General features: G+C 65.2%; 19 protein-coding genes. 9 read left to right on the forward strand and 10 right to left on the reverse strand.

Annotated elements, in window-relative coordinates; genetic code table 11:
- Positions 1–127 precede the first annotated feature (127 nt).
- Complete coding sequence (locus AC3WMR_RS28045) at positions 128–1240, reverse strand: porin (RefSeq protein WP_492266141.1); 1113 nt, start codon at positions 1238–1240, stop codon at positions 128–130.
- 435 nt (positions 1241–1675) lie between these two features.
- Positions 1676–2059, reverse strand: coding sequence for a DUF4148 domain-containing protein (locus AC3WMR_RS28050; RefSeq protein ID WP_025141045.1), 384 nt, complete (start codon positions 2057–2059; stop codon positions 1676–1678).
- 383 nt (positions 2060–2442) lie between these two features.
- On the opposite strand from AC3WMR_RS28050, the gene AC3WMR_RS28055 reads away from it, so the two are divergent.
- Positions 2443–3333, forward strand: a complete 891-nt coding sequence (locus AC3WMR_RS28055) for a LysR family transcriptional regulator (RefSeq protein WP_492266142.1) — start codon at positions 2443–2445, stop codon at positions 3331–3333.
- Between the two features lie 29 nt (positions 3334–3362).
- Here the strand turns inward: AC3WMR_RS28055 and AC3WMR_RS28060 are convergent, their stop codons facing one another.
- From AC3WMR_RS28060 to purT, 8 genes are all read right to left on the reverse strand, one after another.
- Positions 3363–3914, reverse strand: coding sequence for an adenine phosphoribosyltransferase (locus AC3WMR_RS28060; RefSeq protein WP_025141043.1), 552 nt, complete (start codon positions 3912–3914; stop codon positions 3363–3365).
- A 55-nt stretch (positions 3915–3969) separates the two neighbouring features.
- Positions 3970–5667: a thiol reductant ABC exporter subunit CydC gene (gene cydC / locus AC3WMR_RS28065; RefSeq protein WP_492266143.1), complete on the reverse strand. Its 1698-nt coding sequence runs from the start codon at positions 5665–5667 to the stop codon at positions 3970–3972.
- Entirely contained in the window at positions 5664–7409 is a 1746-nt protein-coding gene (gene cydD / locus AC3WMR_RS28070) for a thiol reductant ABC exporter subunit CydD (protein ID WP_492266144.1), read from the reverse strand. The genes cydC and cydD overlap by 4 nt, the downstream gene beginning before the upstream one ends.
- Complete coding sequence (gene cydX / locus AC3WMR_RS28075; RefSeq protein WP_025141040.1) at positions 7406–7531, reverse strand: cytochrome bd-I oxidase subunit CydX; 126 nt, start codon at positions 7529–7531, stop codon at positions 7406–7408. Before cydX ends, cydD begins: the two co-directional genes overlap by 4 nt.
- 15 nt (positions 7532–7546) lie before the next feature.
- Positions 7547–8701 carry a cytochrome d ubiquinol oxidase subunit II gene (cydB, locus tag AC3WMR_RS28080; RefSeq protein WP_492266145.1) on the reverse strand — a complete coding sequence of 385 codons (1155 nt, stop codon included), beginning with the start codon at positions 8699–8701 and terminating at the stop codon, positions 7547–7549.
- A 13-nt stretch (positions 8702–8714) separates the two neighbouring features.
- Positions 8715–10289, reverse strand: a complete 1575-nt coding sequence (locus AC3WMR_RS28085) for a cytochrome ubiquinol oxidase subunit I (protein WP_492266146.1) — start codon at positions 10287–10289, stop codon at positions 8715–8717.
- 127 nt (positions 10290–10416) lie between these two features.
- Entirely contained in the window at positions 10417–10962 is a 546-nt protein-coding gene (locus AC3WMR_RS28090) for a GbsR/MarR family transcriptional regulator (RefSeq protein WP_025141037.1), read from the reverse strand.
- A gap of 293 nt (positions 10963–11255) precedes the next feature.
- On the reverse strand, positions 11256–12473 hold the full coding sequence (purT, locus tag AC3WMR_RS28095) for a formate-dependent phosphoribosylglycinamide formyltransferase (protein ID WP_492266147.1): 1218 nt from the start codon (positions 12471–12473) through the stop codon (positions 11256–11258).
- 105 nt (positions 12474–12578) lie between these two features.
- On the opposite strand from purT, the gene AC3WMR_RS28100 reads away from it, so the two are divergent.
- The 8 genes from AC3WMR_RS28100 (at position 12579) to hprK (ending at position 18677) form a co-directional block, all read left to right on the forward strand.
- Positions 12579–13568, forward strand: a complete 990-nt coding sequence (locus AC3WMR_RS28100) for a KpsF/GutQ family sugar-phosphate isomerase (protein WP_492266148.1) — start codon at positions 12579–12581, stop codon at positions 13566–13568.
- Positions 13565–14173 carry a KdsC family phosphatase gene (locus tag AC3WMR_RS28105; protein ID WP_492266149.1) on the forward strand — a complete coding sequence of 203 codons (609 nt, stop codon included), beginning with the start codon at positions 13565–13567 and terminating at the stop codon, positions 14171–14173. Before AC3WMR_RS28100 ends, AC3WMR_RS28105 begins: the two co-directional genes overlap by 4 nt.
- Before the next feature lie 33 nt (positions 14174–14206).
- Entirely contained in the window at positions 14207–14839 is a 633-nt protein-coding gene (lptC, locus tag AC3WMR_RS28110) for an LPS export ABC transporter periplasmic protein LptC (RefSeq protein ID WP_492266150.1), read from the forward strand.
- Entirely contained in the window at positions 14836–15477 is a 642-nt protein-coding gene (lptA, locus tag AC3WMR_RS28115) for a lipopolysaccharide transport periplasmic protein LptA (RefSeq protein WP_492266151.1), read from the forward strand. Before lptC ends, lptA begins: the two co-directional genes overlap by 4 nt.
- Before the next feature lie 33 nt (positions 15478–15510).
- Positions 15511–16305 carry an LPS export ABC transporter ATP-binding protein gene (lptB, locus tag AC3WMR_RS28120; RefSeq protein ID WP_025141031.1) on the forward strand — a complete coding sequence of 265 codons (795 nt, stop codon included), beginning with the start codon at positions 15511–15513 and terminating at the stop codon, positions 16303–16305.
- A gap of 222 nt (positions 16306–16527) precedes the next feature.
- Positions 16528–16866, forward strand: coding sequence for a ribosome hibernation-promoting factor, HPF/YfiA family (hpf, locus tag AC3WMR_RS28125; protein WP_025141030.1), 339 nt, complete (start codon positions 16528–16530; stop codon positions 16864–16866).
- A gap of 408 nt (positions 16867–17274) precedes the next feature.
- The gene (locus AC3WMR_RS28130) at positions 17275–17730 is read left to right on the forward strand and encodes a PTS sugar transporter subunit IIA (RefSeq protein ID WP_006224727.1); all 456 of its coding nucleotides are present in this window, start codon (positions 17275–17277) and stop codon (positions 17728–17730) included.
- Positions 17731–17750: 20 nt separating this feature from the next.
- Entirely contained in the window at positions 17751–18677 is a 927-nt protein-coding gene (gene hprK / locus AC3WMR_RS28135; RefSeq protein ID WP_006216298.1) for an HPr(Ser) kinase/phosphatase, read from the forward strand.
- Positions 18678–18688: the final 11 nt, after the last annotated feature.

The raw sequence follows: 18688 nt of genomic DNA on the forward strand, positions 1-18688 counted from the left end.
TGGAGGCCCTTCCCTTCTTTGCTCAAGACCCGCCCGGCTGCAACCTGAAGGGGGGGTTCGCTGTCACTCGGCGGCTCACGGAGAATGTGCCGCGCATTCAGCAAGGTGCAGCCGGACCGGCTTTGGCTTAGAACCGGTGACGCACACCCACGGCGAACGCGGTGTCGCGCGCATCCTTCTGGAACGCGTAGTTGTCGCCATACGAGGCGTACGCATACAGGTTGGTGCGCTTGGTGAAGTCGTAGGTGTAGCCCAGGCTGTAGACGTTGAACGTTGCATCGTCGCCGGTCAGCTTGTCGTTGCTGGCCGTGGCGCGCTGCCACGAACCGAACACCGCGTGGCGACCCAGCGGCACGGTCGCGCCGATCATGTACGAGTTGGCGCGGAAACCATCAGCCAGCTTGAACGAACCCAGCTTCTGCATGCCGTCCGGCGTGGTGCCCATGTTCTGGCCGATGAACCAGCCATCGCGGGTCTGGCCAAAGGCGGCAGCCAGCTTCACCACTTCAAAGTCGTACGAACCGCCGATGATGTACTCCTGGATGCGGGCATCCGACTGGCCGCCAGCGCGATCGTTGGACGGATCGAAGCGGTCATAGGCAGCCGCCAGGTTCAGCGGGCCGTTCAAGTATTGCACGCCAGCGGTGATGACACGGTTGTTGTTGCCCGTGGCAAAGCCGGTCTGCTTCGAATCATTGACGCTGTCGTCGGCGCTGAACGAGTAACCCACGCCGGCCTTGAAACCACCCATGCTGGGGGTCTGGTACAGGACCATGTTGTCCAGGCGCATCGTGTTGGCGCTGCCGAACGTGGTACCCAGGTTGGCGGTGTTGTAGCTGATCGAGAACGGATCGATCGAACCGAAGTACTTCGAGGCCAGGTTGGTCTGACGGCCGAATTCCAGGCGGCCCCAGCTATCGCTGTCCAGGCCCACGGTGGCTTGGCGGCCCCACAGGCGGCCGTTCTGCAACGACTGGCCGTTCATCGGGCCAAAACCGGCTTCCAGGTTGAACACGGCGCGCAAGCCGTCGCCCAGATCTTCCGAGCCGCGCAGGCCGAAACGCGAACCGCTGCTCACGCCTTGCGTGCCGCCAAAGCGGCTTTGCTTGGCGCCGTCGAACTTCACTTGCTCGTAACCGACACCGGCGTCGATCAAGCCGTACAAGGTCACGGAGTCGGCGGCTTGCGCAGCGCCGGCGGAGGCCGCCAGCAACGCGGCAGCCAATAGCGTCTTCTTCATAAAAGTCCCCAAAATGGCAAGATAAAAGGCAATCCGCAACCGCACGGCGACAGCCGCCGCGGGTGGCGGGCCGCTACGAAAAAGCGAGCGGCCTGTGCACTGAATCTAGTGTCGATCTTGGAACAATTTGAAGTAACCCAGATTTCGACGAACTACTTTCCATGGGTGGAATAATGCCCGTCGCCCGGCTGGTCCCAGCCGGCAAGAATCCGCGTCAACACCTTGATATCAAATGTGAATTCTTACTCGCAATTGCGCTATTGGCGGGGTTTGGCGCGACGATTTCGACCTCTGGCGCGACATCACTTGTTGCGCCGGCCGCACAGTTTTTGCGGCATAAACGCGACATCCCGCGCCGTATCGCCCCGCCTTGCCTAGACAAATAACCCCTGGTCGCGCCAGGGGTTCTGTTCGATCGGCGACAGCGGCGTCGACTCAACGGCCCTTGGGCGGGTAGTCCAGTTCGCCAAACGTGTATTCACCGCTGGCCTTGGCACGGGCCAGTTCGTCGCGCACTTGTTCGCGGGTCTTGCCCACCGATTCCGGCGCGGCGGCGCGGGGCGGGTAATCCAGTTCTGCGCTGGTGACCTGGCCAGCAACCTTGGCGCTTTGCAACTCTTGCTGGACTTGTTCACGCGACAGGCTGGTGCGCTGCACGGTGGCGGGCGGGTAGTCCTGTTCGCCGAACGTGACCTGGCCTGCGGCCTTGGCGGCTTGCAGTTCCTGTTGGACCTGTTCGCGGGTCTTGCCGTCGGCATGAGCGGCGGACATGCCCACCAGCGTTGCGGTAACCATGAGTGCGGTAGCTAGGGCTTTCATTGTGATGACTCCATCCTAAACCTTGCATAACGTCGGCGGCCGGGACGGCTGCTGCGATATGACAATTTGATTGCTGGGATGAAGTATCTGGTTATTAGGCCCTAGTAAAAACCCTTATTTTGGTGAACATATTTGCACTGATGGGACAATTGCAAGCGGCATCCGGCTCGGTCTGCTCATCAATTGCGCAATCCTCTCGCACAGGCCTTGGCGGCAAGGCCGACAAACGTTCAGGCGCCAGCCAGTTAGGTAACGGAAAATAAATTCACCACCTGGTGAGGGATGCATTCGGCGTGGCTAAATAGACATTTCCACTGCTGGGATAATAATTCCATTTATGATACAAATCTGCCAGAAATGGAATTTTGACTTTCGAGGGCTACATGGATATCCAGCTTAACGACATCGCGTTGTTTGTCGAAGTCGCCAAGCGCAAGAACTTCAGCCATGCGGCCGAGGCCCTGAATATTCCGACTTCCACGTTGTCGCGCCGCGTCAGCGAACTGGAACGCAGCGTCGGCATGCGCCTGCTCAATCGCAGCACCCGCAAGATCGACCTGACCGAGGCCGGCGCCATCTATTTCGAGCGCTGCCGCCACATTGTCGAAGAAGCCCGCATCGCACACGACCAATTGCTGGACATGGCGGTGCAACCCAAGGGCCGCCTGCGCATTTCATTGCCCACCAGCCTGGCGCAATTGTTCCTGCCCGCCGTGATCCGCGAGTTCCGCGAACAGCATCCCGACATCGAATGCGACTTCGACCTGAGCATGCGGCCGATCGACCCGATCAGCAATCCGTTCGACCTGATCCTGCGCTTTGGCCAGCAGCCTGATTCCAGCCTGATCTCGCGCAAGATCGTGCTGATGGCTCACCAGCTGTATGCCTCGCCCGACTACCTGGCGCGCCATGGCGAACCGCGCGTGCCCGCCGACCTGAGCCACCACGAATGCCTGCGCCCCACCATGCGCGAGGAATCATCCTTCTGGATGCTGCATTCGGGCGAGAAGGTGGAACGCGTGCAGGTATCCGGCCGACTGTCGGCCAACAACGTCGGCATGCTGGGGCGATTGGCCGGGCAAGGCCTGGGCATCACCCCGCTGCTGGTGTTCGATGCAATGGAACGGGCGATTAATCAAGCGGGCCTGGTGCGGGTGTTGCCCGACTGGAGCCTCACCCCGCTGCCCTTGTTTGCGTTGCTGCCGTCGCGCATGCTGCCGGCCAAGACCAAGGCATTCCTGGACTTCATCCAGCCGCGCCTGTCGGATAGCTGAGCATTGGCTGCCCAGGCATGCCGAACGAACTAAGCCGTTTCGCTGTCGTATTTGCAGACGGTGTAGAGCGGCGTGCCCGTGGCCGCAACCTTGGCCGAACCGCCCAGGTCGGGCAGGTCGATGATGGCCGCGGCCTCGACCACGTTGGCGCCCAGGCGCTGCAGCAGCTTGATGGCCGCCAGCATGGTGCCGCCGGTGGCGATCAGGTCGTCGACCAGCAGGACACGCTGGCCGGTGCGCACGGAATCGGTGTGCATCTCGACGGACGCATTGCCGTATTCCAGTGAATATTCCTCGGCCACGGTGCGATACGGCAGCTTGCCCTTCTTGCGTACCGGCACGAAACCCAAGTTCAGTTCATAGGCCAGCACGCTGCCGATGATGAAACCGCGTGCATCCACACCCGCAACCAGATCCAGGCGCTGGCGCATGTAACGGTAGACGAAGAGATCGATCAGCACCCGGAATGCGCGAGGATCCTGCAGCACGGGCGTGATGTCGCGAAAAATGACACCAGGTTGGGGCCAGTCTGGAACGCTGCGGATAGTGCGCCGGATGTACTCGGCGTTGTCGGTCTGCATGGTAAGACGGCCCTGAAGAATTGAAGCAAGGCGAACTATAACCTCGCCACCGCGCTTAAGCCAGGATTGCCGCCTGTGATGACAATTCATGAAGCCGACCTTCGCGTAGTGCATAGCGACGGTCCACCGCGCCGGGCGGCAACGCCGCGTGCGTCGCAAGCACGACGGCACGCCCCTGCACCGCCGGGCCCAGGTCGGCCAGGAATTGCGCCTCGGTCGCCGCATCCAGGCCCGCCGTCGGTTCGTCCAGCACGATGACGGCGGCGGGCGACAGCAGGGCGCGCGCCAGGCACAGGCGCCGCGCCTGGCCCGCCGACAGCTGCGAGCCGGTTTCTCCGGCCCAGGTATCCAGGCCGTCGGGCAAGCCGCGCACGAACTCGCCCAGGCGCGCGGCATCAAGCGCGCGCCACAGCGCGGCGTCGTCTGCCTGCGGGTCGCCAATCAGCAGATTGGTGCGCAGCGTGCCCAGGAATACCGGCGCGTCCTGCGACAAGAGCGCGATGCGCCGATGCCAGTCCGCCTGCGCACACGCGCGGGCATCCACGCCGGCAAAGCGCACCTGGCCGCGCAGCGGATCTTCCAGGCGCAGCAATAGATGCAGCAGCGTCGATTTTCCCGCGCCGCTCTCGCCGACGATGGCCACGCGTTCGCCCGGCGCCACACGCAAGTGCAGATCGCGCAGCACAGGCATAGCCTGGCCTTGCCGGCGCGCCGGATAGGAAAAATCGACGCCGTCCAGTTCCAGCTCGCCGCGCAACGGCAGCGGACTGGGCATGGCGGGGTCCGTCATGTCGGGCTCGCGCTGCGCCACGTCACGGATGCGCGCAGCGGCCGACAGCGCCGAGCCCATGCGCGAGGCGCCACGCATGATGGGGCCCGCGACTTCGAAGATGCCGATGACCGCCAGCAACAGCCCCACCAGTAGCGGCCCCGCCAGCGCGCCCGCCTCGAAGGTGTCCAGGCCGAACCACAGCAGCGCCAGCACCGATAACCCGGCCGCGATCTGCAGAAACCATTGACCGCGCGCGGCGACCCTGGCCTGGCTGGCGCGCGCCCGGGCGCTGGCCGCGCACAATTGCTCGAAGTGCGCACGGGTCTGAGCTTGTGCGTGCAACGCGACCATGTCGGCATGGCCATCCACGGCATCCAGCGTCGCTGCGCGCAGCCCGGCCGCGCTTTCCTGTGCGGCCGCACCCGGCTTGCGGGCCGCGCGCACCAGCCACAGCGGCACGAGCAGACAAGCCGTCAGCAGGGCCAGCGCGAACGCCAGCGCCGCCGCCGGCACCCAGTAGCCCAGCACCGCCGTCAGGATCGCGCCGGCCAGGATGGCGGTCGCCAACGGCGCCAGCACGAACAGGAACACCGTATCGAGCGCATCGACGTCACCCGTCATGCGGGCCACCAGGTCGCCGCTGCGGTAGCGGGCCAGCTGGCGCGGCGTCAGTCGGATCAAGGCGTTGAATACGGTCCCGCGCAGGTCCGCCAGCAGACGCAGCGTGGCCGAATGGCCCACCACCCGGTCTGCATAGCGCGACACGATGCGCAGGAACGACAGCCCGCGCACCAGCGCCGACGGCGCGAACAGGTTGAACGCGCCGCCCGCTCCGGCCAGCGCCGCGCCGGTCAGGAACCAGCCCGACACCCCCAGCAGCCCCACCCCGGCGGCCACCGTCGCCAGGGCACAGAACAACGCCAGCAACAGCCCGCTCTTGCGGCGGACATACAGGGGCAACAGCAACAACAGGTTCTTCATGCGTCTTTCACTTTCGCGTCGGCAATGCGCAGCACGCGCGCGAACCGCGCGGCGACGGCGGGCGAATGCGTGGCCAGCAGCAACGTTCGGCCGGTGGCGAACGCCAGGATTTCATCGAGCACACGCGCCTGCGTGGCCTCGTCCAGGTGGGCAGTGGGCTCGTCCAGCAGGATCAGGCCCGGGTCGCGCAGGAACAGCCTTGCCAACGCTACGCGTTGCGCCTGGCCGCCCGACAGGCCATGGCCGCGGCTGCCCAGCGGCGTGGCCAGGCCCTGCGGCAGGCTTTCTGCGAATTCCAGCACGCAGGCGCGACGCGCGGCCTCCAGCACTTCGGCGTCGGACGCGGACGGGCGCCCCAGCCGGATGTTGTCGGCAATGGACCCTGCCAGCAATTGCGGCTTCTGGCCAATCAGCGCCACCCGTGCACGCAGGTCGGCTTCACGCCACTGGGCGAGCGGCGCGCCGTCGATCCGCACGTCGCCGGTACAGGGCCGCAGGCGGGCAATGGCTTCGATCAGGGTCGACTTGCCGATGCCGCTTTCGCCCATCAACGCGACGTGCTCGCCCGCCGCCAGCGACAGCGCGGCATCGGCCAGCACCGGCAGCGGGCGGCCGGGTGCGGTCATGCTCAGGCTCGCCACCGCCAAGGCGGCAGCGCCCGGCGTGACTACTGCAGGCGTGGCCTGCTCGGCCTGGGCCGCTGCGCCTTGCGGCAGCCCGTCAAAGAGCGTGGCGATCTGCGTCACCGCGGCCAGCGCCGCGGCACGGTCATGGTAGTGGGCCGCGAACTGGCGCAGCGGCGCGTAGACTTCGGGCGCCATCAAGAGGCAGAACAGCCCGGCCTGCAGCGTCAGCGGCGACCAGCGCACGTCCAGGAAGCCCAGGTAGGTCAGGCCGATATAGACGGCCACGCCCGCCACGCCCAGCGCGGCGAAAAACTCCAATACCGCGGACGACAGGAAGGCGATGCGCAGCACCGACATCGTGCGCTGGCGCAGCGCGTCGCTGGCGGCAGCGACCGACGCCGCTTCGGCTTCGGCGCGGCCATAGAGCTTCAGGGTGGACAGGCCGCGCAGCCGGTCGGCGAAAAAGCCCGACAGGCGTGCAAACGCCCGCAGGTGCCGGCGGCTGGCGCCTTGCGCGCCCCACCCCACCAGCGCCATGAACAGCGGAATCAGGGGCGCGGTGATCAGCAGTACCAGGCCTGCCACCACGTCCACGGGCAAGAGCACCACGGCAAAAGCCACGGGCAGCAATGCAGCCGCAGCCATGGCCGGCAGGTACTTGGCGAAAAATCCGTCCAGGGCCTCGACCTGGTCGACCAGCGCACTGGCGATTTCGCCCGACGCCTTTCTGCGGCTCCAGTCGGGGCCTTTGTCCAGCAAGCGTGTGAACAAGGCCTGGCGCACGTGGCGCTTGATGCGTTCAGAGGCATCGGCCCCCGCGCGCTCGCCCAGCCAGGTGATGCAGGCGCGCATGCCCATCAGGGCCGCGATGGCCAGGATGCCGGCCAGCAGTTCCTGGCGCGGCACCTGCCTGGCAATGGCCGCGTCGAGCACGTTGGCCAGCAGCCAGGCCTGCACCACCAGCAACACGCCCGACACCAGCGGCGCGGCCCCCGCCAGCATCAGCGGAAACCGGGCCGCCCGGGCCAGGCACATCAGCCAGCGCGATTGCTCGCGCGGCGGCTTGCGCAGGCTTGCCGAAGGATCGTGCTCGAGGCTGCTAGCGCCGCCGCTCACTCGTCTTCACGGCTGGCACGTGGGTCATGCGAGTGACCTTCGCGCAGCTCGAACCACATTGCGTTGAGAATAGCGAACGCACACGCCAGTCCCAGGCCGAGTATCCACGAGAAATACCACATGGTGCAGGCTCCTTGTCAGTATGAGTTGGGCGTGTCGCCCACGGATTCATGGGTCACCTTGCCGCGCATGACGCGGTACACCCAGGCGGTGTAGAGCGTCACGATCGGCAGGAAAATGACCACGGCGATCACCATGATCCACAGCGTCATGTGGCTGGACGACGCGTCCCAGACGGTCAGGCCGGCCTTGGGGTTGGTCGAGGACGGCATCAGGAACGGGAACAGCGAGAAGCCCACCGTCAGGATGACGCCGGCAATCGACACCGACGACGCCAGGAACGACAGCACGTTGGCGCGCAGCGTCAGGAACAGCAGCACCAGCACCGCACCGGCCACGCCCAGGATGGGTGCGATCCACATCAGCGGCCAGGTGGCGTAGTTGGCCATCCAGGCGCCGGTCTGCACCGCGACCGTCTTGAGCATCGGGTCGGACGGCCCTTGCATGTCGACCGTGCTGGTGATGGCGTGGCCGCCAATGCCGCCAGCCACCCAGAAGCCGCCCGCAATGAACAGCGCCAGCGTCAGCAGCGCGCCCAGGCGGCCCCAATTGCGGGCCCGCGACGAGATCGGGTCTTCGGTGCGCCATGCCAGCAGCACCGCGCCGTGCATGGCCAGCATCACCACGCTCAGCACGCCGCACAACAGCGCAAACGGCGTGAACAGCTGGTAGAAATGGCCCTGGTAGACCATGCGCAGCGCATTGCCGTCGAACGTGAAGGGCACGCCCAGGATGATGTTGCCCACCGCCACGCCAAACACCAGCGAGGCCACCACACCCGAGAAACACAGCACGCCGTCCCAGCTATTGCGCCAGCGGGTGCCTTCCATCTTGCTGCGGTACTTGAAGCCCACCGGACGCAGGATCAGCGCGATCAGCGCCAGCATCATCGCCAGGTAGAAGCCCGAGAACGATGCGGCGTACAGCAAGGGCCACGCGGCGAAGATGGCGCCCCCCGCCGTGATCAGCCACACCTGGTTGCCTTCCCAGACGGGGCCGACGACGTTGATCACGACCCGGCGCTCGGCGTCGGTCTTGGCCACCACGGGCAGCAACGCCGCCACGCCCAGGTCAAAGCCGTCCATGACGGCAAAGCCGATCAGCAGCGCGCCCAAGAGCGCCCACCAGACCACCCGCAAGGTGGCGTAGTCGAAAGGAATAAGGGTATCCATGGCTTCTCTCCCCTTAAGCGCGCACGGCGGCGCGGACAGGATCGGCGGCGGCGCCGGCGGGCGCAGGCGCGTCGGATTTCGGTCCGGCCTTGATCGCGTGCAGCATCACCTTGACGCCGATGACGAGCAGCACCGTGTACAGCACCAGGAAGATCGCCAGGCTGATGGCCAGGTCGGCGATGGTCAGGCCGGATGCCGCGTAGTAGGTCGGCAACACGCCTTCGATCACCCAGGGCTGGCGGCCGTATTCCGCCACGAACCAGCCGCTTTCAATCGCCACCCACGGCAACGGCAGGCTCCACAGCGCGACCTTGAGCAGGCCACGGCGGCTGTCCAGGCGCCCCCGCGAGGCCAGCCAGAACGCCACGCCGAAGAACAGGATCAGGTACATGCCTACGGCCACCATGATGCGGAATGCCCAGAACAGCGGCGCCACATTTGGCACGGTGTCCACGGCCGCCTTCTTGATGTCGTCTTCGGTGACCTTGCTCATGTCGGGCTGGTGCCGCTTGACCAGCAGCGCGTAGCCCAAGTCCGGCCAGGTGCGGTCGAACACCATGCGCGCATCGGTATCCTTGGGATTGGCGCGGATCTTTTGCAGGGCGTCATACGCCACCATGCCGTCGCGGATGCGGTTTTCGGCGCGCAGGATCAGGTCGTCGATACCCAGCAGCGGCGTGGTCAGCGAACGCGTGCCGATGATGCCCATGACGTAGGGGATCTCGATGGCGAAGTCGTTCTTGCGCTCGGCCTGGTTGGGAATCGCGATCAGGTTGAAGGAAGCGGGCGCGGGCTCGGTGTGCCACATGGACTCCATGGCCGCGATCTTCATCTTCTGGTGTTCGGTCGTGAGGTAACCGCTTTCGTCGCCCAGCACGACCACCGACAGCGCGGACGCCAAGCCGAAGCTGGCCGCCACCGCCATCGAGCGCTTGGCCAGGTCGGTGTGACGTCCCTTGAGCAGGTACCAGGCGCTGATCGACATGACGAACATGGCGCCGGCCACGTAGCCCGCGCTGACCGTGTGCACGAACTTGGCCTGGGCCACCGGGTTGAAGATCACCGCGGCGAAGTCGGTCATTTCCATGCGCATCGTGTCCGGGTTGAACACGGAACCGACCGGGTTCTGCATCCAGCCGTTGGCGATCAGGATCCACAGCGCCGAGAAGTTGGTGCCGAACGCCACCAGCCAGGTCACCACCAGGTGGCTGACCTTGGACATGCGGTTCCAACCGAAGAAGAACAGGCCGACGAAGGTGGCTTCCAGGAAGAAGGCCATCAGCCCTTCGAGCGCCAGCGGTGCGCCGAAGATGTCACCCACGTAGTGACTGTAGTAGGACCAGTTCATGCCGAACTGGAATTCCATCACCACGCCCGTGGCCACGCCCAGCGCGAAGTTGATGCCGAACAGGGTGCCCCAGAACATGGTCATCCGCTTCCAGATGGGGCGGCCGGTCATGACGTACACGCTTTCCATGATGGCCAGGATGAACGACAGGCCGAGCGTGAGGGGAACGAAAAGGAAGTGGTAAAGCGCGGTCGCGGCAAACTGGAATCGCGACAGGTTCACGACGTCGAGATCAATCATTGGGGCGCTCCCATGCAGGTGAGTAGCCACAGCAACCGGCATGGTTCCCAGGCCGTCTCTCGCGCCATGATACGGGCGATGTATACAACTTCATAGAGGTTTCCTGAAAAATCGGGGCGGATCGAAATCAGCTCTTGCCCCGCAATTTGCCGGCGAATCCAAGCACTTTCTGCACTTTCGAACCCAGCTTCATCAGGTTCTGCAGCGTCTCGGGCGGCAGGCGTTGAACCTCATCGAACCATCCGGTGGACAGTTCGATGAGCTCCAGCATTTCGGTCATGCGTTGCTGCGCATAGGCTTCGTTGGGCCCCGACGGGGGCTCGAGCAGCGTGTCGCGCAGCAAGGTCAGGGTGGGATCGATTTCGCGCTTGCGCTTCTCTTCCATGAGGATGCGGAAGATCTCCCAGACGTCCTTGGGGGTCTCGAAGTAGTCGCGGCGGTCACCGACCTGGTGCACCAGCTTGACCAGGCGCCAGGACTGCAGCTCTTTGAGCCCCAGGCTGACGTTGGAACGCGAAAAACCCAGCGTTTCGGCAATGTCGTCGGCGTGCAGGGGCTCGGGCGACAGGAACAGCAGGGCGTAGATCTGGCCGACGGTGCGGTTCACGCCCCAACGGCTGCCCATTTCGCCGAAGTGCAGGACGAAACGTTCGTTTTGAGGGGTAAGCACCATGAGCAATCCAGACCAGTCAGCAACCACGGCGGCCATTCCCGACCTGATTGGTCGGATATAACTAGTTACGCCGTTTTCAGAAATTCCTGAAATTATCGAACAAACTGTGCGAAAGCGCAAACCACACTCTTGAAAGGGGTATTGCCGCAAGCGCAGGTGAATACGCCGCTCCCCCCTGCAAATTAGAGCCCTGTTGTTGCAATCTCACGACGAAAAAAAGCCACCGGCCAGTCAGGCGGGTGGCGAGATACCGCGGTTGCGGGACGCCATCGTGGCGCCCGGCGAGGGAAAGGTCAGCCGGCCTTGACGGTCACGGCGGCCGATACGCGCTTGGCCTTGGCACGAGCGGCGGCGACGTCTTCGGCCACGGCCAGCCCCACGCCCATGCGGCGGCGGACAAAGGATTCAGGCTTGCCGAACAGGCGGATGTCGGTGCCCGGCTCGGCCAGCGCCTGCGCCACGTTGTGGAACGACACGGCCTGCGCGTCGACACCGCCGTAGATGACGCTGCTGGCGCCAGGCTGGCGCAGCGAGGTGTCCACCGGCAGGCCCAGCAGGGCGCGGGCGTGCAGCTCGAATTCGTTCTGGGCCTGGGTGATCATGGTGACCATGCCGGTGTCGTGCGGCCGCGGGCTGACTTCCGAGAACCAGACCTGGTCGCCGGCCACGAACAGCTCGACGCCAAAGATGCCCAGGCCGCCCAGTTCGGACGTGACCGCCAGCGCGATATCGCGCGACCGCTCCAGCGCGGCGGGCGACATCGGGTGCGGCTGCCAGCTTTCGACGTAGTCGCCGTCGACCTGCTTGTGGCCAATGGGCTCGCAGTAGCGGGTCTCGACCTGGCCGTCCGCGCCACGGGCGCGCACGGTCAGCAGGGTGATTTCGTAGTCGAAGCGGATGAAGCCTTCGACGATGGCGCGCCCCCCGCCCACCCGGCCGCCCTCCTGGGCGTAACGCCAGGCGGTCGCGACGTCGTCCACGCTCTTGATGACCGACTGGCCCTTGCCCGAGGAGGACATGACCGGCTTGATGACGCACGGATAGCCGATGCCGCCGTCGATGGCCTGGCGCAGTTCGTCCTCGGTATCCACGAAACGGTAGGGCGAGGTCGGCAGGCCCAGGGTCTCGGCCGCCAGGCGGCGGATGCCCTCTCGGTTCATGGTCAACTGGGCCGCCCGGGCGGTCGGGGTGACCCGCGCCACGCCCGCCGATTCCAGTTCCACCAGCAAACTGGTGGCAATGGCCTCGATTTCGGGGACAATAACGTGCGGCTGCTCTTGCTGGATGACCCGTTTCAGGGCTTCCGGGTCCGTCATCGACACCACATGGGCGCGGTGCGCCACCTGGTGGCCTGGCGCGTCCGCATACCGGTCCACCGCAATCACTTCCACGCCCAGCCTTTGCAGGGCGATGATGACCTCTTTGCCCAATTCGCCCGATCCGAGCAGCATGACTCGGGTGGCCAAGGGGGACAGGGGCGTGCCAAGGACGGGGCTGGGAATGCTGGACATGGAGCGGGCCTGGAAAGGAAAGATTGATAGCCGGATAAAAGAGCCGCCAGGATGCCATACCCCCCTGCCCGGGGCAAACCCGCAACCTGATATTAAAATCCCCTGATGACCGACCATCCCACCACATCGTCCGACACCGCGCTGGCATCTGCGCGCAGGACGCTGCAAATCGAAAGCCAGGGCATCCTCGACCTGTCCGCCCGCCTGGACGACAGTTTCGCGCAGGTTGTCGCCATGCTGCTGGCCTGCCGCGGCCGCGTGGTCGTGAGCGGCATCGGCAAGACCGGACACGTCGCCCGCAAGATCGCCGCGACCCTGGCGTCCACGGGTACGCCCGCCTTCTTCGTGCATGCCGCCGAGGCCGTGCACGGCGACCTGGGCATGATCACCCGCGACGACGTGCTGATCGCCATTTCGTATTCCGGCTCCGGCCAGGAATTGCTGACCATCCTGCCGGTGGCGCGCCGCATGGGCGCGGGTCTGGTCGCCATCACCGGCAACCCGCAATCCGAACTGGCCCGCCTGGCCGACGTCCACCTTGACGCCAGCGTGGCACAAGAAGCCTGCCCGCTGAACCTGGCACCCACCGCCAGCACCACCGCGGCCCTGGCCCTGGGCGATGCCCTGGCCGTGGCTTGCCTCGAAGCCCGCGGCTTCGGCCCGCAGGACTTCGCCCGCTCGCACCCCGGCGGCGCGCTGGGCCGCCGGCTGCTGACCCATGTGCGTGACGTCATGCGCCAGGGCGACGCCCTGCCCATCGTGGCGGCGGGCACGCCGGTGTCGCAGGCGCTGGAAGTCATGTCCGCCAAAGGCATGGGCATGACCGTGGTCACCGATGCGCAACACCGCCCGCTGGGCATCTTCACCGACGGCGACCTGCGCCGCCTGATCGCGCGCTACGGCGACATCCGCAGCCTGACGGTCGACGAAGGCATGACCCGCTCCCCCCGCAGCGTCAACCCGGATGCGCTGGCCGTCGAGGCCGCCCGCCAGATGGATGACCAGCGGCTCAATCACATGCTGGTGCTGGACGCCGAAGGCGCCCTGCTCGGCGCCCTGCACATGCACGACCTGATGGCAGCCAAAGTGGTATGACTATGACCCTTCCTCCTTCGATCACCCACCCGGCCGAAGCGCTGGTCCTGGCCCGTATCACCCCGGCCGTGCGCGAACGCGCCGCCGCCGTGCGCCTGATGGTTTTCGATGTGGATGGCGTCCTGACCGACGGCAGCCTGTACTACGGCGAAACCGGCGAAGCGCTCAAGCGCTTCCATGCGCTGGACGGCCACGGCCTGCGCCTGCTGATGGAAGGCGGCCTGAAGGTCGCCCTGATGACCGGCCGTTCCGGCCCCATCGTGGCGCGCCGCGCGGCCGAACTCGGCATTTCCGAAGTCATGCAGGGCGTGCGCGACAAAGGTGCAGCCCTGGCCGAACTTGCGCTGCGCAGCGCGGTCCAACTGAACCAGACCGGCTACATGGGCGATGACATCATCGACCTGCCGGCCATGCAACGCGCCGGCTTTGCCGCCAGCGTGCCGAACGCACCGGGCTACGTCAGCCAGGCGGCCCACTGGATCGCCACGCAACCGGGCGGCGGCGGCGCGGTACGCGAATGCTGCGACCTGGTGCTGGCCTCGCAAGGCCGCCTGGGCGGCTTCCTGACGGCGCCGGGCCTGCTCGGCCCGGGCGCCATCCAGTAAGCGCCTCTAACTACGCCCTGACCGGCAGACCCGATGAAAGATCGTTTTCCTTCCCTGATCGCGCTGTTCCTGCTGCTGGTGCTTGTCGCCAGCACGTACTGGGCAGCCGACTACGCGCAGCGCGCCATCCAGTCGGATCCGCCGCGCCGCGTCACGCACGAAATGGACGCCTGGTCGCGCAATTTCGTGATGCTGCGCACCGACCCCACCGGCCGTCCGATCAACCGCCTGGAAGGCGAATACGCCGAGCATTTCCCGGACGACGATTCGTACCACATCACCGAGCCGCGAGCCATTGGCCAGCGCGAAGCCAACCCGATCACCGTGGGCGTGTCCAAGACCGCCATCATGGAACAGGGCGGCAAGCGCATCGTCATGAATGGCGACGCGCACGTGCATCGCCAGCCCGACGCCAACAATGATGTCCTGGACGTACGCAGCCAGCAGTTGATTCTGCTGCCCGACGATGACGTGGTCTTTACCGATCTGCCGGCGGAAGTCATCAAGGGACGCTCGCGCATGAACGGCAAGGGCATGCACTACAACAACAAGACACGCCAACTGCAGGTATCGGCCTCCACCGACGTGGAAATCGCCGGCGGAGAAAACAAATCACGCCGCCCGGCCGAGACCCCTGCCAACACCTCTGACCAGAAGACACCATGACCGACCTTCGGATTCGCATTGCCCCCACCACGCGCCTGCTGGGCGCGGTGCTGCTGATGGCATCGGCGGTTGCGCCGGCGCTCGCGGCCGACCCCAAGCCGGCCGCCGGCTCGACCAAGGCCGCGCCCGCCGAGGAACCCACCACCACGATCCTGTCGGACACCCTGCACTACGACGACGTCAAGAAGCAAAGCGTCTTCACCGGCAACGTCAACATGACGCGCGGCCTGATGACACTGACGTCCGACGTGCTCGAAATGCGCGAAGACGCCGCCGGCAATCAGTACGGCACCGCGACGGCGAACAAGGGCAAGGTCGTGACCATCCGCCAGGAACGCCCCGAGACCTTCGAGCTGATCGAAGGCAAGGGCCTGCGCGCCGAATACGACGGCACCAAGAGCACGTTCGACCTGATCGGCCAGGCCGTGGTCGTGCGCTACGTCTGTGGCAAGCCTTTCGACACCATCCGCGGGGAACGGGTACGCTACAACGAAAAGAGCGGCACCTACGAAGCCCAGGGCGGCCCGAATTCGGCCGCCGCGGGCGGCCGGGTCCGCTCGGTGGCCGAACCGCGCGCCAAGTCCGATGCTGCGGTGGCCGAATGCCGCAAGCAGCAAGAATCAAAGAAAGGGCGTTAAAGCGCCTCCCATGCACCACCATACGCAGCCACGATGAATCAACCCTCTGTGCAGACTCCTGTGACCTCCGCCCCTTCGGGCGTCAAGCAGGGCAGCCTGCGCGCAACCGGCTTGCGCAAGACCTACAACGGCCGCACCGTGGTGCAGGACGTGTCCCTGTCCGTCGTCAGCGGCGAAGTCGTCGGCCTGCTCGGCCCAAACGGCGCCGGCAAGACCACCAGCTTCTACATGATCGTGGGCCTGGTGCCGGCCGACGCCGGCCGCATTGAAATCGACGGCTCGGTCATCACCGCCATGCCGATCCACAAGCGCGCCCGCATGGGGCTGTCGTACCTGCCGCAGGACGCCTCGGTGTTCCGACGCCTCACGGTCGAGCAGAACATCCGTGCAGTGCTTGAACTGCAATTGGGGCCTGATGGCCGCCCGCTGTCCACGCCCAAGATCAACGAGCAGATGGAACTGCTGCTCGAAGAACTGCAGATCGGCCATATCCGCAGCAACGCGGCCATCTCGCTGTCGGGCGGCGAACGCCGCCGCGTGGAAATCGCCCGTGCGCTGGCCACCAGTCCGCGCTTCATCCTGCTGGATGAACCCTTCGCCGGCGTGGACCCCATCGCGGTGATCGAAATCCAGCGCATCGTGCGCTTCCTGAAGGGCCGCGGCATCGGCGTGCTGATCACCGACCACAACGTGCGCGAAACGCTCGGCATCTGCGACCGCGCCTACATCATCAGCGAAGGCAAGGTCCTGACCGACGGCCACCCCGACGAAATCGTCGGCGATCCGGCCGTGCGGCGCGTCTACCTGGGCGAACACTTCCGCATGTAACAGACCCCTGGGGAAAGCCCCTAGGGCCCTTCCTGGCCCCCTGGGAGCGCCCCCTGGGAATCCGCCATAAAAATGCCATGAACTTGCGCTAGGTCAGCTTGTTTTATCGGCCCGAGTCTATACACTAGTACTAAACGAACCCTCTCAAACAAGGAGAACGCCTAACGACCCCACCGCGCATTTTGCGCACCATTTTTTCCTCTTTTAGAAGGAGAGCACACTATGAACCTGAGCATCTGCGGTCGTCACCTCGACGTCACCCCGGCCATCCGGGAATATGTCATGAACAAATTGGCGCGAGTGCTGCGGCATTTCGATCACGTCATCGATACCCAGGTCATGCTCTCAGTAGAGCCCCTGCGGCACAGAGCCGAAATCACCATGCGTCTTAGCGGCAAGGATATTCATTGTGAAGCAACCGATGAAAATCTCTACGCAGCGATAGACCTTCTTGCTGACAAAGTCGACCGTCAGGTCATCAAGCACAAGGACAAGGTACGAAGTCACACGGCAGAGTCCGTGAAGCGGCAAGCGGCGAGCCTCTCGCCACCCCAGCAGTAACGCGCTTCATGACCCGCTCGCCGTGCGAGCCAAGCTAAACAGCGATTCTTGAATCCTGCCTAAGTCCCGGTGTCCCGCTAGACGATTCGTCCAGCCGGGGCATCGGCAAACTCCCCTCCTGCAGTGCCCCTCCCCGGATTTGCCCCCATTTTTGCCCCCGCTTCTCGACGTGCGTCGACGAATCCGCTTCGCCCATCCCTCGCCCGTGAAATCACCGCACATTGCGGCCCGGACTGCGCGCGGGTGCACGAGAATGCCCACAACGCGCCGCTATCGGTCTATGCTGTCGCTCTCGCCCTGGGGCCCACCCGCCCTGGCAAGCGCCGAGCCGGGCCACCCGAAGCCCGCCGCGCAAGGCATCTTGGCCCGGCATTTTTGCAGTGCATCATATAACCCTATAATGGTCCGATGAATCATTTGTCGCGCATCCTTCCCGCCGGCAACGTCGTCCTCGATATGCTCGCCACGAGCAAGAAGCGCGCGTTCGAACAGGCTGGCCTTCTCTTTGAAAACAACCATGGCTTGGCGCGCGCGCTCGTGTTCGACAGCCTGTTCGCACGCGAACGCCTGGGTTCGACCGCCCTGGGCCAAGGCGTCGCGGTGCCGCATGGCCGCGTGAAGGGCCTGGAACAAGCCCTGGCCGCGTTCATCCGCCTGGCGCAACCCATCACGTTCGACGCACCCGACGGCCAGCCCGTCTCGATGCTGCTCTGTCTGCTGGTGCCGGAAACCGCCACGCAACAGCACCTGGATATCCTGGCCGAACTGGCGCAGCTGATGTCCAACAAGGCATTGCGTGAAGCGCTGGCCACGGAGGCCGATCCGGCCATCGTCCACAAGATGCTTACCACCGGCCAACTCTGACCCCTCGCGGAAACGCTGCCATGCTTACGGTGCAGGAACTCGTCGACGACAACGCCGACAAAATCCCCTTCAACTGGATTTCCGGACAAGGGGCCGCAGACCGCGCAATTCCCGATGACGGCATGGCAGCCGCGGACCTGGTGGGTCACCTGAACCTGATCCACCCCTCGCGCATCCAGGTGTTCGGCCAGGAAGAGCTGGCGTACTACACCCGCTTCGACCTGCGCCGCCGCATGCACCACATGGACGAGCTGCTGATCGGCGGCGTCCCGGCCATCTTGCTGGCCGACGGTCTGACGCCACCGCAAGACCTGGTCGATCAATGCGACCAGCATCAGGTCCCCCTGCTGTCCACGCCGGTTGCCGCCGCGCAACTGATCGACCTCTTGCGCATCTACCTGGGCAAGAAGCTGGCGCCCACCACCACCGTGCACGGCGTGTTCCTGGACGTGCTGGGCCTGGGCGTGCTGATCACCGGCGAATCGGGCCTGGGCAAGAGCGAACTGGCGCTGGAACTGATTTCGCGCGGCCACGGCCTGGTGGCCGACGACGCGGTGGAATTCTCGCGCACCGCGCCCAACATGATCGAAGGCCACTGTCCGCAACTGCTGCAGAACCTGCTGGAAGTGCGCGGTCTGGGCCTGCTCGACATCCGCACCATCTTTGGCGAGACCTCGGTACGCCGCAAGATGCGCCTGAAGCTGATCGTGCACCTGGTGCGCGCGACCGCACAGGACAAGTTCGAGCGCCTGCCGCTGCAGGACATCACCCAGGACATGCTGGGCTTGCCCGTGCGCAAGGTCATGCTGCAAGTGGCCGCGGGCCGCAACCTGGCCGTGCTGGTCGAGGCCGCCGTGCGCAACACCATCCTGAAGCTGCGCGGCATCGACACCCTGGGCGAATTCATGGAACGCCAGGCCATGGCGATCCTGCAAAGCAGCAAGTAAACGCGCGTCGC

This window comes from Achromobacter sp. FW305-C-28, from assembly GCF_058783235.1.

Bases quoted from the DNA above. Each gene is read 5' to 3' on its own strand.
- AC3WMR_RS28085 (WP_492266146.1), bottom strand. From the start codon at position 10,289: ATGATTGATCTCGACGTCGTGAACCTGTCGCGATTCCAGTTTGCCGCG.
- AC3WMR_RS28100 (WP_492266148.1), top strand. From the start codon at position 12,579: ATGACCGACCATCCCACCACATCGTCCGACACCGCGCTGGCATCTGCG.
- AC3WMR_RS28055 (WP_492266142.1), top strand. From the start codon at position 2,443: ATGGATATCCAGCTTAACGACATCGCGTTGTTTGTCGAAGTCGCCAAG.
- AC3WMR_RS28045 (WP_492266141.1), bottom strand. From the start codon at position 1,240: ATGAAGAAGACGCTATTGGCTGCCGCGTTGCTGGCGGCCTCCGCCGGC.
- AC3WMR_RS28130 (WP_006224727.1), top strand. From the start codon at position 17,275: ATGAATCATTTGTCGCGCATCCTTCCCGCCGGCAACGTCGTCCTCGAT.
- AC3WMR_RS28090 (WP_025141037.1), bottom strand. From the start codon at position 10,962: ATGGTGCTTACCCCTCAAAACGAACGTTTCGTCCTGCACTTCGGCGAA.
- cydX (WP_025141040.1), bottom strand. From the start codon at position 7,531: ATGTGGTATTTCTCGTGGATACTCGGCCTGGGACTGGCGTGTGCGTTC.
- AC3WMR_RS28050 (WP_025141045.1), bottom strand. From the start codon at position 2,059: ATGAAAGCCCTAGCTACCGCACTCATGGTTACCGCAACGCTGGTGGGC.
- cydB (WP_492266145.1), bottom strand. From the start codon at position 8,701: ATGGATACCCTTATTCCTTTCGACTACGCCACCTTGCGGGTGGTCTGG.
- hpf (WP_025141030.1), top strand. From the start codon at position 16,528: ATGAACCTGAGCATCTGCGGTCGTCACCTCGACGTCACCCCGGCCATC.
- AC3WMR_RS28060 (WP_025141043.1), bottom strand. From the start codon at position 3,914: ATGCAGACCGACAACGCCGAGTACATCCGGCGCACTATCCGCAGCGTT.
- lptC (WP_492266150.1), top strand. From the start codon at position 14,207: ATGAAAGATCGTTTTCCTTCCCTGATCGCGCTGTTCCTGCTGCTGGTG.
- purT (WP_492266147.1), bottom strand. From the start codon at position 12,473: ATGTCCAGCATTCCCAGCCCCGTCCTTGGCACGCCCCTGTCCCCCTTG.
- hprK (WP_006216298.1), top strand. From the start codon at position 17,751: ATGCTTACGGTGCAGGAACTCGTCGACGACAACGCCGACAAAATCCCC.
- lptB (WP_025141031.1), top strand. From the start codon at position 15,511: ATGAATCAACCCTCTGTGCAGACTCCTGTGACCTCCGCCCCTTCGGGC.
- AC3WMR_RS28105 (WP_492266149.1), top strand. From the start codon at position 13,565: ATGACTATGACCCTTCCTCCTTCGATCACCCACCCGGCCGAAGCGCTG.
- cydC (WP_492266143.1), bottom strand. From the start codon at position 5,667: ATGAAGAACCTGTTGTTGCTGTTGCCCCTGTATGTCCGCCGCAAGAGC.
- lptA (WP_492266151.1), top strand. From the start codon at position 14,836: ATGACCGACCTTCGGATTCGCATTGCCCCCACCACGCGCCTGCTGGGC.